17 protein-coding genes are annotated in these 18,894 nt (G+C 64.6%); 14 read left to right on the top strand and 3 right to left on the bottom strand.

Annotation, left to right across the window (positions count from 1 at the left end; translation table 11 throughout):
- From BFD71_RS11460 to BFD71_RS11490, 7 genes are all read left to right on the top strand, one after another.
- Positions 1 to 1,026, top strand: a complete 1,026-nt coding sequence (locus tag BFD71_RS11460) for a cyclodeaminase (protein WP_069263713.1) — start codon at positions 1 to 3, stop codon at positions 1,024 to 1,026.
- A 9-nt stretch (positions 1,027 to 1,035) separates the two neighbouring features.
- Positions 1,036 to 2,244: an ectoine hydrolase DoeA gene (gene doeA, locus BFD71_RS11465; RefSeq protein WP_069263715.1), complete on the top strand. Its 1,209-nt coding sequence runs from the start codon at positions 1,036 to 1,038 to the stop codon at positions 2,242 to 2,244.
- A 5-nt stretch (positions 2,245 to 2,249) separates the two neighbouring features.
- Positions 2,250 to 3,278 carry a N(2)-acetyl-L-2,4-diaminobutanoate deacetylase DoeB gene (doeB, locus tag BFD71_RS11470; RefSeq protein WP_069263716.1) on the top strand — a complete coding sequence of 343 codons (1,029 nt, stop codon included), beginning with the start codon at positions 2,250 to 2,252 and terminating at the stop codon, positions 3,276 to 3,278.
- A 7-nt stretch (positions 3,279 to 3,285) separates the two neighbouring features.
- On the top strand, positions 3,286 to 3,768 hold the full coding sequence (locus BFD71_RS11475; protein ID WP_069263717.1) for an Lrp/AsnC family transcriptional regulator: 483 nt from the start codon (positions 3,286 to 3,288) through the stop codon (positions 3,766 to 3,768).
- 129 nt (positions 3,769 to 3,897) lie between these two features.
- Positions 3,898 to 5,376: an NAD-dependent succinate-semialdehyde dehydrogenase gene (locus tag BFD71_RS11480; RefSeq protein ID WP_069263719.1), complete on the top strand. Its 1,479-nt coding sequence runs from the start codon at positions 3,898 to 3,900 to the stop codon at positions 5,374 to 5,376.
- A 20-nt stretch (positions 5,377 to 5,396) separates the two neighbouring features.
- Entirely contained in the window at positions 5,397 to 6,791 is a 1,395-nt protein-coding gene (locus BFD71_RS11485; protein ID WP_069263721.1) for an aspartate aminotransferase family protein, read from the top strand.
- Between the two features lie 262 nt (positions 6,792 to 7,053).
- Complete coding sequence (locus BFD71_RS11490; protein ID WP_083245196.1) at positions 7,054 to 7,809, top strand: helix-turn-helix domain-containing protein; 756 nt, start codon at positions 7,054 to 7,056, stop codon at positions 7,807 to 7,809.
- A gap of 58 nt (positions 7,810 to 7,867) precedes the next feature.
- Here BFD71_RS11490 and BFD71_RS11495 read toward each other — a convergent pair whose 3' ends face one another.
- On the bottom strand, positions 7,868 to 9,517 hold the full coding sequence (locus BFD71_RS11495) for an alkaline phosphatase family protein (protein WP_069263722.1): 1,650 nt from the start codon (positions 9,515 to 9,517) through the stop codon (positions 7,868 to 7,870).
- Positions 9,518 to 9,792: 275 nt separating this feature from the next.
- On the opposite strand from BFD71_RS11495, the gene BFD71_RS11500 reads away from it, so the two are divergent.
- On the top strand, positions 9,793 to 10,788 hold the full coding sequence (locus BFD71_RS11500) for a Gfo/Idh/MocA family protein (RefSeq protein ID WP_069263723.1): 996 nt from the start codon (positions 9,793 to 9,795) through the stop codon (positions 10,786 to 10,788).
- Between the two features lie 22 nt (positions 10,789 to 10,810).
- Here the strand turns inward: BFD71_RS11500 and BFD71_RS11505 are convergent, their stop codons facing one another.
- Positions 10,811 to 11,746, bottom strand: coding sequence for a LysR family transcriptional regulator (locus BFD71_RS11505; protein WP_069263728.1), 936 nt, complete (start codon positions 11,744 to 11,746; stop codon positions 10,811 to 10,813).
- Between the two features lie 138 nt (positions 11,747 to 11,884).
- Here BFD71_RS11505 and BFD71_RS11510 point away from each other — a divergent pair, with 138 nt between their 5' ends.
- The 3 genes from BFD71_RS11510 to BFD71_RS11520 all read left to right on the top strand — a co-directional run bounded on the left by BFD71_RS11510 (position 11,885) and on the right by BFD71_RS11520 (position 13,819).
- Positions 11,885 to 12,721, top strand: a complete 837-nt coding sequence (locus BFD71_RS11510; RefSeq protein ID WP_069263730.1) for an MFS transporter — start codon at positions 11,885 to 11,887, stop codon at positions 12,719 to 12,721.
- Between the two features lie 49 nt (positions 12,722 to 12,770).
- The gene (locus tag BFD71_RS11515) at positions 12,771 to 13,292 is read left to right on the top strand and encodes a hypothetical protein (protein WP_069263732.1); all 522 of its coding nucleotides are present in this window, start codon (positions 12,771 to 12,773) and stop codon (positions 13,290 to 13,292) included.
- Between the two features lie 98 nt (positions 13,293 to 13,390).
- On the top strand, positions 13,391 to 13,819 hold the full coding sequence (locus tag BFD71_RS11520) for a YybH family protein (protein WP_069263734.1): 429 nt from the start codon (positions 13,391 to 13,393) through the stop codon (positions 13,817 to 13,819).
- Positions 13,820 to 13,897: 78 nt separating this feature from the next.
- Here BFD71_RS11520 and BFD71_RS11525 read toward each other — a convergent pair whose 3' ends face one another.
- Positions 13,898 to 15,304, bottom strand: a complete 1,407-nt coding sequence (locus BFD71_RS11525; RefSeq protein ID WP_069263736.1) for an MFS transporter — start codon at positions 15,302 to 15,304, stop codon at positions 13,898 to 13,900.
- A gap of 469 nt (positions 15,305 to 15,773) precedes the next feature.
- Between BFD71_RS11525 and BFD71_RS11530 the strand changes: the two genes are divergently transcribed.
- From BFD71_RS11530 to BFD71_RS11540, 3 genes are all read left to right on the top strand, one after another.
- Positions 15,774 to 16,742 (top strand): AraC family transcriptional regulator, encoded by a 969-nt coding sequence (locus BFD71_RS11530; protein WP_069263738.1) that lies wholly within the window; start codon positions 15,774 to 15,776, stop codon positions 16,740 to 16,742.
- Positions 16,743 to 16,877: 135 nt separating this feature from the next.
- Positions 16,878 to 17,936, top strand: coding sequence for an ABC transporter substrate-binding protein (locus BFD71_RS11535; protein WP_069263740.1), 1,059 nt, complete (start codon positions 16,878 to 16,880; stop codon positions 17,934 to 17,936).
- Positions 17,937 to 18,125: 189 nt separating this feature from the next.
- Positions 18,126 to 18,890, top strand: a complete 765-nt coding sequence (locus tag BFD71_RS11540) for an ATP-binding cassette domain-containing protein (RefSeq protein WP_069264156.1) — start codon at positions 18,126 to 18,128, stop codon at positions 18,888 to 18,890.
- Positions 18,891 to 18,894: the final 4 nt, after the last annotated feature.

Genomic DNA, 18,894 nt, shown 5'->3' on the forward strand with positions numbered 1-18,894 from the left:
ATGCATTCCGAGTTGTCACCTGAGTTGCCGCCGGTTACGTTGCTGGGCGCACAGCAACTGCGCGAACTCGTCCCGCTCGATCTTGCGGCCGTCGATCAAGTCGAATCCGCATTCGTTGCGCTCGCGACCGAAGCCGTTGTCATGCCGCCCATTCTCAATCTCGCGCTGCCCGAGCGGCATGGCGAGGTCGATGTGAAAACGGCGTATCTGCCACGCTTCGAACAGTTCGCCATCAAGATCAGCCCCGGCTTTTTCGACAATCCCTCGTTGGGCCTCCCGAGCCTGAACGGGCTGATGCTCGTGCTCTCTGCGCGCACGGGTCTTACCGAGGCCGTGCTGCTCGACAACGGTTATCTGACTGCCGTGCGCACCGCCGCGGCGGGCGCCGTGGCCGCGCGCTGGCTTGCGCGTCCCGATGCGCGCCATGCGGCGATCATCGGCGCGGGTGAGCAGGCGCGCCTGCAACTCGATGCGCTCATGCTGGTGCGCAAAATCGACAGCGTGAGCGTTTGGGCCCGCGATGCGGCGCGGGCTTCCGACTTCGCCGCCGACACCGAACGCCGCCACGGCGTGCGCGCCCGCGTCGTCGCTTCGGTGCACGACGCGCTCGCGCAGGCCGACGTGGCCGTGACGACCACCCCCAGCCGCACACCGCTCGTTCACGCGGCGGACTTGCACGCCGGCTTGCACCTCACGGCCATGGGCTCCGACGCCGAGTACAAGAACGAACTCGCACCCTCGGTGTTCGAATCGGCGCGCTATGTCTGCGACCGCTTGCAGCAAACGCGCGTGCTCGGCGAACTCAGGCACGCGATCGAAGCGCACAAGGTCGCGCCCGATCGCGGCTTCGCGGAGCTTGGCGAAGTGATCGCGGGCCGCCACGAGGGCCGCGTAAGTGCCAACGACATCACGATCTGCGACCTCACCGGCACCGGGGCGCAGGACACCGCCATTGCCGTTCTCGCCTTGCAGCGCGCCCGCGTGGCCGGTGCGGGCGCGGTGTTTCACAACGCAGTCACGCCTTGAGAGGGAAAGATGTCCGCAGCAACTGAAAAGAGTGAGGTGGCGCCGCGCGTCGTGTTCGCACGCAGCGAATACGACGCGCGCATTGCGAAGACGCGCCGCGCGATGCAGGACGAAGGCATCGATCTGCTGATCGTCACGGACCCGACCAACATGAACTGGCTAACCGGCTACGATGGCTGGTCGTTCTATGTCCATCAATGCGTGCTGCTGACCATGGACGGCGAACCCGTCTGGTTCGGTCGCGGCCAGGACGCGAACGGCGCGAAGCGCACGGCGTTCATGTCGCACGGCAATATCATCGGTTATCCTGATCATTACGTTCAGTCTCCCGTGCGTCACCCCATGGACTATCTGAGCACGGAAGTCATCGCCGCGCACGGCTGGGACACGCTGCGCATCGGCGTGGAGATGGACAACTACTACTTCAGTGCGGCGGCCTACGCGTCGCTCCAGCGCCATTTGCCCAGGGCGCGCTGGGTGGACGCCACCGCGCTCGTGAACTGGCAACGCGCGGTGAAGTCGCCGCGCGAGATCGAGTACATGCGCGTCGCGGCGCGCATCGTCGAGAAGATGCATGCGCGCATTCTCGATGTGGTCGAGCCGGGCATGAGGAAGTGCGACCTCGTTGCGCAGATCTATGAGGCGGGCATTACCGGCGTGGAGGGCCACGGCGGCGACTATCCCGCCATCGTGCCGCTCCTGCCCACCGGCGCCGATGCCGCCGCCCCGCACCTCACGTGGGACGATTCGGTATTCGCGGCGAACGCGGGCACGTTCTTCGAGATCGCGGGCTGCTACCACCGCTATCACTGCCCGCAGTCGCGTACGGTCTATCTCGGCAAGCCGCCAAAGCACTTTCTCGATGCGGAGAAAGCCGTGGTGGAAGGCATCGAGGCCGGCCTTGCCGCCGCGAAGCCCGGCAACGTGTGCGAGGACATCGCCAATGCGTTCTTTGCGGTGCTGCGCAAGTCGGGCATCGAGAAGAACAGCCGCTGTGGCTACCCCATCGGCGCGAGTTTTCCGCCCGACTGGGGCGAGCGCACCATGAGCCTGCGTCCGGGCGACCGCACGGTGCTCGAACCCGGCATGACGTTTCACTTCATGCCAGGGCTGTGGCTCGACGATTGGGGCCTCGAGATCACCGAAAGCATTCTGATCACTGAAACCGGCGTCGAAACGTTCTGCACCACGCCGCGCAAACTGTTCGTGAAGGAGTAGGGCCGATGCGTGCGTCACCGATTACGCCGACCGTCGATTACGACGCCAATGGCGTGCAACACGGCTTTTTGAGGCTGCCTTATTCGCGCGACGATTCCGCGTGGGGCGCGATCATGATCCCGCTTACCGTGGTCAAGCACGGCGAGGGGCCGACGGTGCTGCTCACGGGCGGCAATCACGGCGACGAATACGAAGGCCCGATCGCGCTCGCCAAGCTGGCGGGCTCGTTGCAGGCCGCGGACGTGAATGGCCGCGTGATCATCGTGCCGTACATGAACTATCCCGCGTTTCGTGCGGGCACGCGCACCTCGCCGATCGATGCGGGCAATCTGAACCGCAGCTTTCCAGGTCGCCCCGATGGCAGCGTGACCGAAAAGATCGCCGACTACTTCCAGCGTGAGTTGCTGGCGCGCGCCGATTACGTGCTCGATATTCACGCGGGCGGGCGCACGCTCGACTTCGTACCGTTCGCGGCGATTCATGTGCTGCCCGATGGTGATCAGCAGGCGCGTTGCGAGCGTGCGATGCGTGCGTTCGGCGCGCCGTACTCCATGCGCATGCTGGAACTCGATAGCGTGGGCCTGTTCGACAGCGCGGTGGAGGAAGCGGGCAAGGTGTTCGTTTCGACCGAGCTGGGTGGTGGTGGCACTTCCACCGCGCAGAGCGTGGCGATTGCGGATCGCGGCGTGCGCGGCTTTCTTGCGCACGCCGGCGTCATCGAGCGCAAGGCCAGCGAGCGCAGTGGGGGGCCGCGCACGACCACCTTGCTCGACATGCCCGACGGCACCTGCTACACCACGAGCGAGCATCGCGGCATGCTCGAGATGTGCCGCGATCTCGGCGATACCGTCGAGGCGGGCGACGTGCTCGCGCGCGTGCACGACATCGACCGAACCGGAGGGCGCGCCGTGGAATATCGCGCGCAATGCGGGGGGCTGTTAGCTGCACGCCATTTCCCCGGCCTCGTGCAGGCGGGCGACACCGTGGCCGTGGTTGCCGACGTGGTCGAACGCAACCTGCCCGTCGCGGCATGAGCACGCCGTGATCAAGCTCGACCGTTACGATCTGGCCATCCTGCGCATCCTCGAGCGCGATGGCCGCATCACGAAATCGAAGCTCGCCGAAGAGGTCAACCTTTCCATTTCGCCGGCCTGGGAGCGCGTGCGCAAGCTCGAGGAAAGCGGCGTGATACGCGGCTACCACGCCGAGGTGGACTGGGTCGGCGCGATGCGTGGCAGCCGTATCGTCGTGGAAGTGACGCTATCGCGCCATACCGCGCCCGAGATGCGACGCTTCGAAGAACGCGTGAGCGCGGCCGAAGAAGTCATGCAGTGCTATGCCACAGGCGGCGGCGTGGACTACGTGCTGCACGTGATGGCGCGCGACATCGACCATTACCAGCGCTTTATCGACGCGCTGCTGATGGAGGATCTCGGGATCGAGCGCTACTTCACCTACATCGTGACAAAGGTGGTGAAGTGTGCACCGAGTCACGCGCCAGCGTGGGCCCTGGAAAGCGCATGAATTTTTCGCGCCCGCGCGGGGTGGTTCAAAAGAAACCGCAAGTGTGCGGGGCCGAAAACCAAAAAAATCGCGACGCCGCCGGCCCCAGAATGGATTGCATGTCGACAGACCTGACAAGGAGTAGACGAGATGCTGCCACGACACCCCATTCTGTTCAAATCGCTGTGCTACGTGGACGGCCGCTGGGTACATAGCGACAGCGCGGCCACCGTGGCCGTGCAGAACCCTGCGGACCAGTCGGTGATCGGCCACGTGCCTATGCTCGTGCGCGCGCAGATCACCGGTGCAGTCGACGCCGCCCAGCGCGCCTTCGAATCGTGGCGCTGGGTTTCGCAAACGCAGCGCAGCGCGGCGCTCCTGCGCTGGCACGAGCGGATCGTGCGGCACCAGGAGGATCTGGCGGCGCTGCTCTCGCTGGAGCAGGGCAAGCCGCTGGCCGAATCGCGCGGCGAAATCCGCTATGCGGCGAGCTTCGTCGAGTGGTATGCGCACGAGGCGAAACGCCTGGCAGGCCGTACGATTCCCACCCATATCGACGGCGCGCATCTGGGCACGGTGATGGAACCGGTGGGCGTCGCGGCGCTCATCACGCCATGGAATTTTCCGGTGGCGATGATCACCCGCAAGGCCGCCGCCGCGCTCGCCGCCGGCTGCACGGTCGTCGTCAAGCCCGCGCACGAAACACCGTATTCGGCGCTCGCTTTGGCGCAACTCGCGGAGGAGGCCGGCTTTCCGGCTGGTGTCTACAACGTGGTGCTCGGCGAGCCGCAAATGGCGATGGAAACGCTGGTAAGCGACACGCGCGTGCGTGCCGTGAGTTTCACGGGATCGACGCGCGTGGGCTCGCTCGTCACGCAGGCGGCGGCGCGTGCGGGCATCAAGAAGGTCGCGCTCGAACTCGGCGGCAATGCACCGTTCATCGTCACGGAAGACGCCGATCTCGAGCAGTCCGTAGGGATTGCCGTGGCGGCGAAATTCCAGACTTCAGGCCAGGACTGCTGCGCGGCGAACCGTATTTTCGTGGCACGGCCGCTTTACGAAGCGTTCGTCGAGCGCTATGCGGCAGCGGTGCGCGAGCTCAAGACCGGCCCCGCATTCGAGAAAGACGTGGATATTGGCCCGCTCATGCACCAGGCCGCGTTCGACAGCACCGCACAGCGCGTGGCCGATGCGCGCGAGAAGGGCGCGCGCATCGTGGCGGGCGGCCAGCCGCATGCGCTGGGCGGCTGGTACTACGAGCCCACCGTGATCGCGGATGCCGCGCCCGGCATGCGCGTCTACGACGAGGAAAACTTCGCGCCCATTTCGGCAGTCTGCGCGTTCGACACGCTCGACGAAGCGATCGCCAAGGCGAACGACACGGAATACGGCCTCGCGGCCTACGTGTGCGCGACGCGCATGGACACGATCTTCCAGTTGGTGCGGCGGCTCGACTTCGCGATGGTCTCGGTGAACGGCGTGAAGTTCACGGGCGCACCCATTCCATTCGGCGGCATGAAGGCCTCGGGCCTGGGCCGCGAAGGTGGCGCGGAGGGCTTCGAGCCCTTCGTGGAAACCAAATATTTTTGTCTTGGCAATCTCGGCCTGCCGCTCGCGGCCATGGCCTGAACCGGAATCAGGAGGACAACATGACTCAACGTATCGACGCACTCTTCGAGCAGGACCGCGCGCACTTCATGCACCCGTCCACGCACGCCTACGATCACGAGAGCGGCGCGCTGCCGGGCAAGATCGTGCGCGGCGGCAAGGGCATCCGCATCGAGGACCATCAGGGCAAGCAGTATATCGACGCCTTCGCGGGTCTTTACTGCGTGAACATCGGCTACGGCCGCACCGAAGTTGCGGACGCCATGTACGAGCAGGCGAAGCAGCTCGCGTACTACCACACCTATGTGGGCCATTCTTCGGATGCGATCATCGAGCTGTCGTCGCGCATCATCGACTGGGCGCCTGCCGGCATGAAGAAGGTGTACTACGGCATGTCCGGTTCGGATGCGAACGAAACGCAGGTCAAGATCGTCTGGTACTACAACAATGTGCTGGGCCGCCCGAACAAGAAGAAGATCATCTCGCGCGACCGCGGCTATCACGGCTCGGGCATCGTCACGGGCAGCCTCACCGGCTTGCCGAGCTTCCATCAGCATTTCGATCTGCCGATCGATCGCGTGAAGCATACGGTCTGCCCACACTGGTATCGCAAGGCGCCCGCGGGCATGAACGAGGCGCAGTTCGTCGCGTACTGCGTGGAAGAGCTCGAAAAGCTGATCGCGCGCGAAGGCGCGGACACGGTTGCCGCGTTCATCGCCGAGCCGGTGATGGGCACGGGCGGCATCATCGAGCCGCCCAAAGGCTACTGGCCGGCCATTCAGGCGGTGCTGCGCAAGCACGACATCCTGCTGATCTCCGACGAGGTGGTGTGCGGTTTCGGGCGTCTGGGCTCGAAGATGGGCGCGCAGCACTTCGGCATCGAACCGGATCTCATCACGGTCGCGAAGGGCCTCACGAGCGCATATGCGCCGCTTTCCGGCGTGATCGTGGGCGAGAAGGTCTGGGACGTGATCGCGCGCGGCTCACAGGAACACGGGCCGATGGGCCACGGCTGGACCTATTCGGGACACCCGGTGTGTGCCGCCGCGGCGCTTGCCAATCTGGCGATCCTCGAGCGTGAAAAGCTCGTGGAGAACGCGGCGCAGGTCGGCTCGTACTTCGGCGCGAAGCTGCGCGAGGCGTTCGGCGCGCATCCGCTCGTGGGCGAGGTGCGCAGCGTGGGCATGCTGGCGGCGCTGGAATTCATGGCCGACAAGGAAGCGCGCAAGCCGTTCGACCCGGCGCTGAAGATCGGGCCGAAGGTTTCGGCGGCGGCGCTGCAGCGTGGCGTGATCGCGCGCGCCATGCCGCATGGCGACATCCTGGGCTTCGCGCCGCCGCTCGTCATGACGCGCACCGAAGCCGACGAGATCGTCGGCGTCGTCAGACAGGCCGTGGACGAGGTGGCCGAGCGCAATCTTGTCGCGGCGGGGTGAGCCGCAAGGCACGCGTCAACCGTCAAAGGTGTAATTCCACGAGCCGCCGTACGCCAGTACGGCGGCTTTTTTGTTCCCGCTGGGCTTGCGCAGGTGTTGCTTTTCGGTCGCTTGCGCTTGCGCAATAGGCCGTGAAACCGTTGCCTGACAAGGCTCAACGGCCCGCGGTTCTAGTGCGCGGCATTTTGCCACCACATTGACGCACGCGCATGGTGTGACAATGCGTCGAAATCTTAAAAAATGTTAAAGAAGGAGTCGTTCGATGCTCTCACCCGTCGCAGGATCGGCTATCGTCGTGCGCCAAAGCAGCCGCGCTCCTCTCACCGGAACGCCACCCAGCGCACGCTGTTCGGGGTGCGCGATGCGCCATCTTTGCATGCCGCAAGGTCTGCCGGCAGAAGACCTGCCGAAGCTCGAGGCGCTGATCTGCGGGGCGCGCAAGGTGCGCCGCGGCGAGGCCCTTTATCGCTCGGGCGACCGCTTCGACAGCCTGTACGCCGTGCGCTCCGGCTCGCTCAAGACGCTGATCGTTAACCGCGACGGCCGCGAGCAGATCACGGGGCTGCGTCTCGCGGGCGACGCGCTGGGGCTCGACGGCATCGCCACCGACGTGCACGCGTTCAGCGCCGTTGCGCTCGAAGACAGCTCGATTTGCACGCTTCCCTACGCGGCGCTCAAGGGCTTGTGCCGCGAAAGCGGCACGATGCAGGACCGGCTGCACCGGCTCATGGGGGACCAGTTCAACCAGGAAGCCTCGCAGATGATGGTGCTGGGCTCGCTCACCGCCGAAGAACGCGTGGCCGCCTTCCTGCTCGACGTGTCGTCGCGCAACTGGCAGCGCGGTTATTCGCAGGCGGAGTTCCGTCTGCGCATGTCACGCGAGGACATGGGCAGCTACCTCGGCATCACGCTCGAAACCGTGAGCCGGATCTTGTCGCGCTTCCAGAAGCGTGGCCTCATCGACGCGCAGGGCAAGCTGATCCGCATCTGCGATATCGAGGGCTTGCAGACGGTTTGAGCGGGCCGCCGACGCGGCAGCCATCGAACCTCCGATGACTGCCGCAGCCAGCCACGCCTTACTTCTCGTCGAGACCCAGCCCCGGCAGGCGATGCGTGCCTTCGAGCTGAACCGCGTGCAGCAGATGCGGATCGAGGTCGAGCGCGCTCAGGATCGTCGGTGCGACCTGGGTCGTGAAGACGTAGTGGTCGTCCGTACGGCCGGCGTGGTGAATGCCGGGGAACGACACGACGAGACCGAGGTGGCTGTCGTCGGGCGCGTTGCCGCCGTGCTCTTCATCCTTCGCCGTGCTCGACGTATAGATCACGCCCGGGTTCGGCTGCACGATGATGTCCGGCGTGCGGCCGTTCGACGGATTGCCGAACCAGTCCGCAAGGCGGTCGCCCGTGAGGATGTACGCCTGCGGGCCATCCGCGCAAATGCCCGGCGCGTTACAGCTCAGGTTCGCCTGCAGCGTCTTCACCACGGCGTCCTTCTGGCTCTGATCGCGCAGCCAGATCAGGCCAACGTCGTCGGTCTGCACCATGCCCGTGCCCGAGAGGCCCGAGCCGTCGTTCAGGTTGCCCGTCTTCGTGTTGTTCTGGCCGAAGTTGCCGGTCGAGTCCAGATAGTTGTTGGCTTCGAGCAGCTTCGTGAGCGTGTCGCCGTTCTTCACCAGCTTCGAGTGATCGGTCGGCGACTGGCCGTGCTTGGCCGTCACGATGATGAGCGTCGACGAGTACAGATTGCGCTGCTTCAGTTCCTGCACCACGCGGCCGAGCGAGTTGTCCAGATACGTGATGGCCGCGGCGACCTGCGGGCCCGGCGTGAAGTCGGCGTCGAGATAGCCGCCTTGTTTCGCCACCGGCGACTTCTGCGCGACGCTAAGCGTCTGGAAGTTCGTGCCGAACATCGTGGGCACCGGCGCGCTCGTCTTGCCCGTCGAGTCGAGGCCGTCGATCTCGTTGATCAGCGCCTGCACGTGGATGTTGTCGAAGACTTCGGTATGCGTGTAGGTGTCCAGATAATACGTGCCGGTCTTCGGATCGATCGAGTTGATCTCGGTGCGCGCCAGATCGTCCACGCCCTTGCCCGACGGACCGTTGACCCAGTCATAGCCCCACGCATGCTTGTCCGCCCACGCGGTGCGCGCGCCGTGGATGTTCTGCTTGATGACTTCGAAGACGGTGTTCGTCTTGATGTAATTGTGCGGGTACACGGGCGTGCAAACGCCGTTGACCTTCGCGTAGGGAATGGCTTGCGGATTGAACGCGCCGCCGCCGTCGAGGTGGATCAGCGCGCCGCCGTTCTCTCCGTCGATGCCGGTCGTTTCATCGAACACGACGTTCCAGCCTTGCGGGCCCTTGCACTGCGAATCGAGCGGTGCGTAGAGCGTACGGTCATATGACACGTCATAGAAGAGGCCCGCGCTCTTCGGCGAGCCGCCCGTGACCAGCGCCGTGAGGCCGGGGAACGAATCGGACAGATGCGGCGTATGGGCGTTCGTGTAGGTCACGCCCGACTTCGCGAGCAGCGCGAGGTTGGGGCAGGCATTGCTGCCGATGCAACGAGCCACATCCTGTTCATGCAGACCGTCGAAACTGATGAGCAGGACGTGCTTCACGTCCTTCATGTCGCCTGCATAAGCCGTTGTGTGCACACCCGCAAGTGCCATTGCACTCGCGCCAACGACTGCGCCTAACCGCGACCACCGGCTCGTATTCTCCATCTTTCACCTCGTTTTTGTATTGCATTTGTGGGGACCTGCGCACAGCCCGAGCAATGTGGGGCTGGAAGGCGAATCTCTCGTGACGGCGTGCTTTCATCTTGCCGTCAGTTGTTATCAGTTGTTGCAAGACGCGTTTGCGGACGTGTGAAGTGAGGGTTTTCGCGGGTGTAGACTCCTGCATTCGAGCGTTTACGGTTCGCGGTGGAGCGCTCGTTAAGAGTGAGTTCCATTCAGTCCATTCCGGGTATCGCATAATCGAATCCAAAGGGAACGTCATGGCAAAGGATGAAATCGTCTGGGGTATCCTGGGTACGTCGAAGATCAACGACAAGGTCGTCGTGCCCATGCACCACGCGCCGAAGTGCCGCGTTAAAGCGATTGCTTCGCGTTCAGCACAGAAGGCCCAGGCTGCCGCGGCGAAATACGGACTCGCGCAGGCGTACGACAGTTACGAGGCGCTGCTGGCAGACCCGGAAATCGATGCGGTCTATATCCCGTTGCCCAATCATCTTCATGTGGAGTGGACGATCAAGGCCGTCGAGGCGGGCAAGCATGTGCTGTGCGAAAAGCCGATCGGGCTCGATGCGCAACAGGCGCAACGATTGATCGCCGCGCGCGACAAGAGCGGGCGGTATATCCAGGAAGCCTTCATGGTTCGTACGCATCCGCAGTGGCTGAAGGTGCAGGCGTTGATCGAAGAGGGCGCCATAGGCGAATTGCGGGCGGTGACAGGCGGCTTTACCTACTACAACACCAATGCGCAGGACATTCGCAACCATAGCGATATGGGCGGCGGCGGCTTGCTGGACATCGGCTGTTATCCGATCACGACCTCGCGCCTCATTCTCGGGCGGGAGCCGAAGCGCGTGGTCGCGCTCGTGGAGCGCGACCCGTCGTTCGAAGTGGACCGTCTAGGCTCCGTGCTCATGGATTTCGACGGCGTGCAAGCGAGCTTCTTTTACTCCACCCAGATTCATCCCTACCAGCGCATGCAGTTTCACGGCGCGACCGGGCGCGTCGAGGTCGAGATTCCATTCAATGCGCCGAACGACCGGCCGACGCGGCTCTTGTTGAGCAAGCAGGGAGAAGCCGATCGCTGGCTGGAACTGCCGGTATGCGATCAATACGGCGTGGCAGCGGAGGTTTTTGCCGAGGCGATATTGAACGGCGCGCCCCAGGCGATTGCGCTGGAAGATGCCTGCGCGAACATGCGCGTGATCGACGCCGTGTTCCGCTCGGCCCGCTCGGGCGCCTGGGAAAGCATTGCTTGACGTCGAAGCGCCGCGGGCGGGTTCAACGGGTTTTGGCTTGACCCGCGCCCGCCTTGCGGCTTTTCACATGGTCGATGAATGCGCGCAGCTTGGGCATGATCTGCCGGCGGCTGGGATAGCAGAGAAACACGCCCGGCAGCATCGGCGCGTAGGCGTCGAGCACGCGCACGAGTTTGCCCGCTTTCACGGCATCGGAAACCATCGGCTCGGGTAGCTGCGCGAGGCCGATGCCTTCGAGCGCCGCGCCCATCATGGTCGGGAAGTCGCTGGCGATCAGCGGTCCGGAGACGGCGATTTCCATGGCGTGCCCGTGGTCATCGAATGACCATGAGGCCAGCGCGCCGTTGGAGCGCCGCCAGCGCAAGCAGGCGTGCTCGCGCAGATCGTCCGTGTGGCGGGGCCGTTTATTGCCGGAGAAGTAGGCAGGACTACCTACGACAACGAGACGAAACGGCGGCGTCAGTGGCACCGCCACCATGTCGGCGGCGACGAGCTGTCCGAGCCGGATGCCGGCGTCGAAGCCTTCCGCCGCGAGATCGACCACTTCCTTGCTCGCGGCGATTTCCACCTCCACTTCGGGATAAGCCTGGCAAAACGAAGCGAGCAGCGGCTCGAGCAGCAGTGGGACGACCGCGCGCGGCACGGAGAGCCGCAACAAACCCGTAGGGCGCTGCCCGAGGTCGCGCGCGACTTCGCTCGCGGCGACCAGTTCCTCGAAGGCGGGTTTTGCGCGCGAAAGAAACCGTTCGCCGGCTTCGGTCAGGCCGACGCTGCGCGTGGTGCGCACGAACAGCGCCGCGCCGATGCGCTCTTCGAGCACACGCACCGCCTGGCTGATAGCCGAAGGCGTCACCCCGAGGTCCGCCGCCGCCTTGCGAAAGCTGCGGTGCCTGGCGACGCTCAGAAACGCCTCCACGCCATCGAGCGCACCTTGCCTGACTGTGAAGTTCTGCTTCATAGCGCATCAACATTGTGATGAATAGTCGCTCGCGGGAAACGATGGTACACCTAACGTGCCAGCCGATGACGCGCGCAAATCGCCTCGCGCGCAGGCAGGATCCAGCGCGAAGTCTGGCATTCATCTGGAGAACCGCTGATGAGCACACCCGCCGTTCCCGTTGGCATCATCCCGCCGCGCCCGGCCTGGCGCAGCCTGCGCTGGATTGCGCCGCTCACGTTGCTGTGGATTGCCGTGATGTACTGGCTGCCGGCGATCCCTGGCAGCGGTTTTCAAACCACGGCGCACCAGCTCGTCGCCCAGATGTTCATGGCGCTCGGATTGTGGCTCGGCCTCGAGCGCACCGGCCTGACGCTGAGCCAGCGCCGCGCGACCTGGCTCGTGATTCTCATGGCGCATGCGCTTTGGTTCGCGGTCGTCTGGAGTGCGGCGATCCATGGCGTCTTTCGACTGAGCGCCGTCCCGCCGCCGTTGCCCATGCTGCCGTTGGCGATATTCCTGCCTGTGATGGTCGGCGCGCCGCTATTGCTGATGTCGAAGCGAATCGGGCAAGTACTCGACGCGATGCCGGCCGCATGGCTCATTGCGCTGCAGTTTTATCGCGTGTTCGGCAGTTGGGCGATCGCTGCGTGGCTGCACGGCGCGATGGCCGGCGTGGACGCGTTGCCGGCAGGCACCGGCGACCTGCTGACGGGCCTGTTCGCCGTGCCGGCGGCCATCGCGGTGGCAAGCGGCACGGCGCAGGGGCACAAGGCCGCCATCGCCTGGAACATTTTCGGGCTGATCGATTTCGCCGTTGCCGTGACCCTGGGGATGATCACGGCGCCCGGCCGATTCCAGCTGATCGCGCCGGATATGCCGAGCCTCAACGCGGGCACGTACCCGTATGTACTGACGCCCGCGTTCGTCGTGCCCAGTTCGATCCTGTTGCATGCGCTTTCGCTGCGTCAATTGTTCCGGCGCCGCGCCGCGTGAGCTCCCTTCATATCATCCGCACATCGCAACGCACCTTGCAGGAGGCAACATGTCACCGGAATCGATCTTTCGCTTGCATCTCGCGCTCGGGTATGTCGCGTGGCTTCTTTGTTTTACCGGGTACGTCTGGCCCCGGCTCAAATCGATGGACCCATTCGCCGCACAACGCGCCATCGCCACGCTGCACAGCTTCCGCTTCTTCGGGCTGGTCTTCATGCTGCCGGGCGTCGTGAGTCCCGATCTGCCCGCGAGTTTCGCCGTGCCCACGGCTTATGGGGACCTCGCAACGGGTGCGCTGGCCATGCTGGCGCTACTCGCGGCAAGAAAGCGGCCGGTGTTCTGGTTCTTCGTCGTGGCGTTCAATCTCGTCGGCGCGGTGGACCTGGTTCTTGCCTACTACCACGCCATCCAGGCCGGCGTGCCCGTGCACGCGGGAGAATTGGGCGCAACGTACGTGATTCCCGTAATTGTCGTGCCGCTGCTGGCAATTACGCACGGCGCCGCCTTTTATTTGCTGCTGCGTCCGCAGCGCAAGGGCGCACGCGTGCTCGCCAACGCTTCGCGCACCTGAAAGGCGGGGCGGCAAATTCACTGGACAGAGGCCAGGCGGCGTTGCTTTAATAAGCAGCCGTTCATTCGTCAACGCAACCTGGTTCAGGAGACAACACAGTGGACAAAGCCGCCGATCCGATCCTGCAGGTGCTGCACCAGTACAAGGCCGCGGTATTGGCCAAAGACGTCGATGCGTTCATCGCGCTCTACGACCCCGACATCCTGGCCTTCGACATGTGGGGCGCGTGGACGTACGAGGGCATCGCGTCATGGCGCAACATGGTGGAGGGCTGGTTTGGCTCGCTGGGCGCCGAGCGCGTGTTCGTGGATTTCAGCGAGGCGCAGACCGTCGTCTCCCAGGACCTCGCCGTGGTGTACGCCTTCGTGAGCTACAAAGCAGTCGCGGCGGACGGCGAGGAATTGCGCTCGATGGACAATCGCATCACCGCGACGCTCAGGCAAACGGACGAGGGCTGGAAGATCTTCCACCAGCATTCGTCTTCACCGATCGATCCCGCGACGACGAAGGTCATTTTCAAACGTTAGTCGCCGAAAAGAAAATGCCCGACACGCGGTCGGGCATTTCGATCGGAGCATGACGGGCGCGAGCGGCCCGCCATGCCGTTACTGCTGGGCCTTGCCAGGCACCTGTTGCCCGCGCAACGAACAGCCCTTCGTTTCGATCACGAAGAAGAGTGCGACGGCGCCCACCGCGCATGCGGCCATCATGTAGTACGCCGGAACGAGCGGGCTGCCGGTCTTGTCCACGAGCCAGTCGCTCACGATCGGCGCGGTGCCGCCGAACAGCGAGGTCGAGACGTTGTAGGCAATCGCCATCCCCGCATAACGCACTTGCGTCGGGAACATGGCGGGGAACATCGCCGAGATGGTCGCGAGCTGGGGCGCATAGAGCAGGCCGAGCACGGCGAAGCCGATCAGCGCGCCGCCCACGCCGTGGCGCATCAGCATGAACATCGGCACGGCGGCGACGAACAGCCCGACGAGCGAAAACCACCAGAGCGTCTTGCGCCCCACGTGATCGGAGAGCCGGCCAGCAAACGGCAGCAGGGCCATCATCGCCAGCATGCCGATGAGCGGAATGAGCAGCGACATGTTCTCGCTCACGCCCAATTCCTTGTGCATGTACGTCGGCATATACGCGAGCAGCACGTAGTTCACGACATTGAGCGCGACCACGAGCCCGCCCAGCAGCACGAGCGGCACGCGATGCTCGCGCAGCAGGGTGCGCAGCGAAATGGCCGGGCGCTCCCGCTCCTGTTGCTCGAACTTCTCTTCCATCTCGCGGAATACCGGCGTGTCTTCGATGCGCGAACGCAGATAGAAGCCGATCAAGCCCAGCGGCGCCGCGACGAGGAACGGCAGGCGCCAGCCCCACGCATGCATCGCCTCGTTGCCGAGCGCGAGCGATGCCGCGAGCATCAGCAAGGCGCCCAGCGAAAAGCCGGCCAACGTGGCGAACTCGAGGAAACTCCCGCAGAAGCCGCGCCGCGCGTCGGGCGCATATTCGGCCATGAAGGTGGCTGCACCGCCATATTCACCGCCGGTGGAGAAGCCCTGGATCATGCGCAAAACGATGAGCGCGGCCGGAGCGATCCAGCCGGCTTTCGCATAGGTCGGCAGCAGGCCCACGAGCAGCGTGGCGCCCGACATCAGCAGCACGGTCAGCGCGAGCACTTTCTTGCGCCCGAAGCGGTCGCCGAGCGGCCCCCAGAACAGGCCGCCGAGCGGGCGAATCAGAAATGAAATGGCGAAGGTGCCGAGCGCGAACAGCGTGGCGCTTGCCGTGCTGCCCGGAAACAGCGCCGCGGAGATATACGCGAGCCCATAGGCGTAGATGCCGTAGTCGAACCACTCGGTTGCGTTGCCGAGCGCGGCGGCGGTAATGGCGCGGCGTGGCAGCGTGTGCGCGCTGCCGGTGGGGGCGGCGTGCTGGTCGTGGTCGGGAGTCGACGTATCGTCCCATAGGGACCGGCCCGGCGTGGGGGAATGCCAAGTTTCGGCGAATCGCATAAGACGTCCTCTTGTCAGGAACCGCGGCCCGAATGGCGCGCTTGAGCAATCAAGTTAGTCCCGTCAATTTCTGTTTCCGATGTCATAGGACGATTTCGCATCGGGACTTTCCCTGCCTGCGCATCGCGCGTCCCTGTCGAGCGGGTGCGGTGGCGACTTTTGACCGCTCTTCGGGATTCGTCCTCGAGCGAGCGGCAGCAACATTTGCCGTTTTTCTGGTGGTTGGGCTGTCTCGCGGTTCGCTAGTGGCAACTGTTGCGATGCACAAAAATTGACTTCCGGCATACTAGAATCGGCCCAGGACTAACCCGAATGCAAGAAAGTATCAGTCTGCGGTCTGATTTTCAGTGGTGGAGGCGTGCTGCGGCGGGTAATTTTCAGGCATGGCGGCGCGTGGTCCGAAGACAGGTCGAGCGTATGCGCAAGTAGCCGTCGCAGAACAAGAAAAAACTGTGCAGGAGGAGTCGAGATGCAAACCATTGGGGCACCCGCGGCGCGCACGAACGCGCCCGGCGCCACGCATTCCCAGCCTGACCTCGAACTGGTCGCCGTGCCGCGCGACGAGTCGTTCAAGGTCTGGTCGCACGGCTACCCCTATCGGACGGTGCGCTGGCACTTCCATCCCGAGTACGAGATCCACCTCATCACCTCGACCACGGGCAAGTATTTCGTGGGCGATTTCATCGGCAGCTTCACGCCCGGCAATCTCGTGATGATCGGCCCGAACCTGCCGCACAACTGGGTGAGCAGCGTGCCGCACGGCGAGGCGGTGGACGAACGTTGTCTCGTCCTCCAGTTCGACGCGGCTTTCATTGCCCGCGCGATCGATGCGTTTCCCGAATTCAGGCGCGTGGAGGCGCTGCTCGATGCGTCGCGCTGGGGGCTGCTGTTCACGCCGGCAACGGGCGCGGCCGCCGAGCCGATCCTGCGCGAGATGCTGGGCGCACAGGGCATGCGACGTGTCACGCTCTTCATCGACCTGCTCGATCTGCTCGTGCAAAGCGAGGAGCCCGCGGCGCTCGCAAGCGAGGCGTATCGCGCCGACCCGGCCCGCTATGCGGGTACGCGCATCAATCACGTGCTCGCCTTCATCGGCAAGAATCTCTCGCAGGAGTTGCGCGAAACGGAGCTGGCGGAACTGGCCGGGCAGAGCGTGAGCGCATTCTCGCGCTATTTCCGCCGCCATACGGGCGTGTCGTTCGTGCGTTACGTGAACCAGCTGCGCATCAATCTGGCGTGCCAGCTGCTGATGTCGGGCGAACTGAACATCACGGACATCTGTTATCAGGTGGGCTTCAACAACCTCTCGAATTTCAACCGCCAGTTCCTGTTGATCAAGGAAATGTCGCCGTCGCGCTGGCGATCCTATCAGCGGCTCAACGCCGCGAGCGCGGCCAGCAAGAGCGAAGCCGTGTACGGCGCGCCCGCGATCGGCTAGCGGATCGCCCAGCAAAAGAGGTTCAAGCGCAGTGCGCATTTCAGGCATTGCGCAGGACGAACTCACACGTTCACAAGGCAGCACGACAGCACCGGCCACCCTACCAGGCATTCAACCAAAAAACGGAGACACCCAATGACCCGACTTCACACCCAACTGATCCGCTCCGCCGCACTCAGTCTCGCCCTCGCGGGCATCACGTCGGCCTACGCCGCGCCGAGCGGCACGGTCGCATTCCTGATGCCCGATCAGGCCTCCACGCGCTACGAGCAGCACGACTTCCCCGGTTTCAAGGCCGAAATGGGCAAGCTCTGCCCCGACTGCAAGGTGCTGTACCAGAACGCGAATGCCGATGCCTCGCAGCAGCAGCAACAATTCAATTCGGTGATCGCCCAGGGCGCGAAGGTCATCGTGCTCGACCCGGTGGACTCCACGGCCGCGGCTTCGCTCGTGCACATGGCGCAAAGCCAGGGCATCAAGGTCATCGCGTATGACCGGCCCGTGCCGTCCACGCCTGCCGACTACTACGTCTCGTTCGACAACGAGGAAATCGGCAAGTCCATCGCCCAATCGCTCGTGCAGCATCTGAAGGAGTCGGGCGTGGCCGGGAGCAAGGGCGGCGTGCTCGAAGTGAACGGCTCGCCGACCGACGCCGCCGCGGGGCTCATCAAGAAGGGCATTCACGAAGGGCTGCAGGGCAGCGGCTACAAGACGCTCTCCGAGTACGACACGCCGGAGTGGGCGCCGCCCAAGGCGCAGCAATGGGTGAGCGGGCAGATCACGCGTTTTGGACCGCAGATCGTGGGCGTCGTGGCCGCCAACGACGGCACGGCGGGCGGTACCATCGCGGCCTTCAAGGCGGCGGGACTCAATCCGGTTCCGGCGGTCACGGGTAACGATGCGACCACCGCGGGCCTGCAACTGATCATCGCGGGCGACCAGTACAACACGATCCTCAAGCCGAGCGAGATCGTGGCGGGCGCAGCGGCGAAGGTGGCCGTGGGCTTCCTCGACGGCAAGCCCGTGAAGGGCGAAACGACGCTCTTCAAGACGCCCACGCAGCTCTTCAAGCCGGCCGTCATCACGCAGAACAACATCAAGGCGGAAGTGGTGGACAAGGGCTTCGCGAAAGCGTCGGATCTGTGCACGGGCCGTTACGCCGATGGCTGCAAGAAGCTCGGCATTGGCGGCTGATACGCATGGCTGGGCCCGGCGCGCGCCGGGCCCTGAGAGCAACGAAGAGGTACCCATTTCATGACTGACGAATCCACCAACCGCGCAACGGACAGCGCCACGGACCGAGCCACGGACCGAGCCACGGACCGAGCCACGGACCGAGCCACGGACCGAGCCACGACAAGCGACGGCGCGCCCGGCGAGCTGGTGCTGAGCCTGCGCGGCATCTCGAAGCACTTCGGCGCGGTTTCGGCCCTCACGGATATCGAGCTCGACGTGCATGCGGGCGAGGTAGTCGCCCTCGTCGGCGACAACGGCGCGGGCAAATCGACGCTCGTGAAGATTCTTGCGGGCGTGCACCAGCCGAGCGCCGGGACGATCACGTTTCGCGGCCAGCCGGTGAACCTGTCCGATCCGGGCACGGCGCTCGACCTGGGGATCGCGACGGTGTTCCAGGACCTCGCGCTGTGCGAGAACCTCGACGTCGTGGCGAACATCTTCCTCGGCCGCGAATTGAGCCCTTACCGGCTCGACGAGGTCACGATGGAAGTGAAGGCCTGGACGCTCCTCAACGAGCTTTCGGCGCGTATTCCCAGCGTGCGCGACGTGGTCGCCTCGCTCTCGGGCGGCCAGCGCCAGACCGTGGCGATCGCGCGCTCGCTGCTGCTCGACCCGAAGCTCATCATGCTCGACGAACCGACCGCCGCGCTCGGCGTGGCCCAGACCGCCGAGGTGCTGAACCTGATCGAGCGCGTGCGCGACCGCGGGCACGCCGTCATCATGATCAGCCACAACATGGAAGACGTGCGCGCCGTCGCCGACCGCATCGTCGTGCTGCGCCTTGGCCGTAACAACGGGATTTTCTATCCCGACTCCTCCAACGCCGAACTCGTGGCGGCGATCACCGGCGCGACGGAAAACGCGGTGTCGCGCCGCGCGGGCCGCCGCCAGGCGCAACAGGATGTCCAGTGAAAGG

The sequence above is a fragment of the Paraburkholderia nodosa genome (genome assembly GCF_001718195.1).
Taxonomy (GTDB): Bacteria; Pseudomonadota; Gammaproteobacteria; order Burkholderiales; family Burkholderiaceae; genus Paraburkholderia; species Paraburkholderia nodosa_A.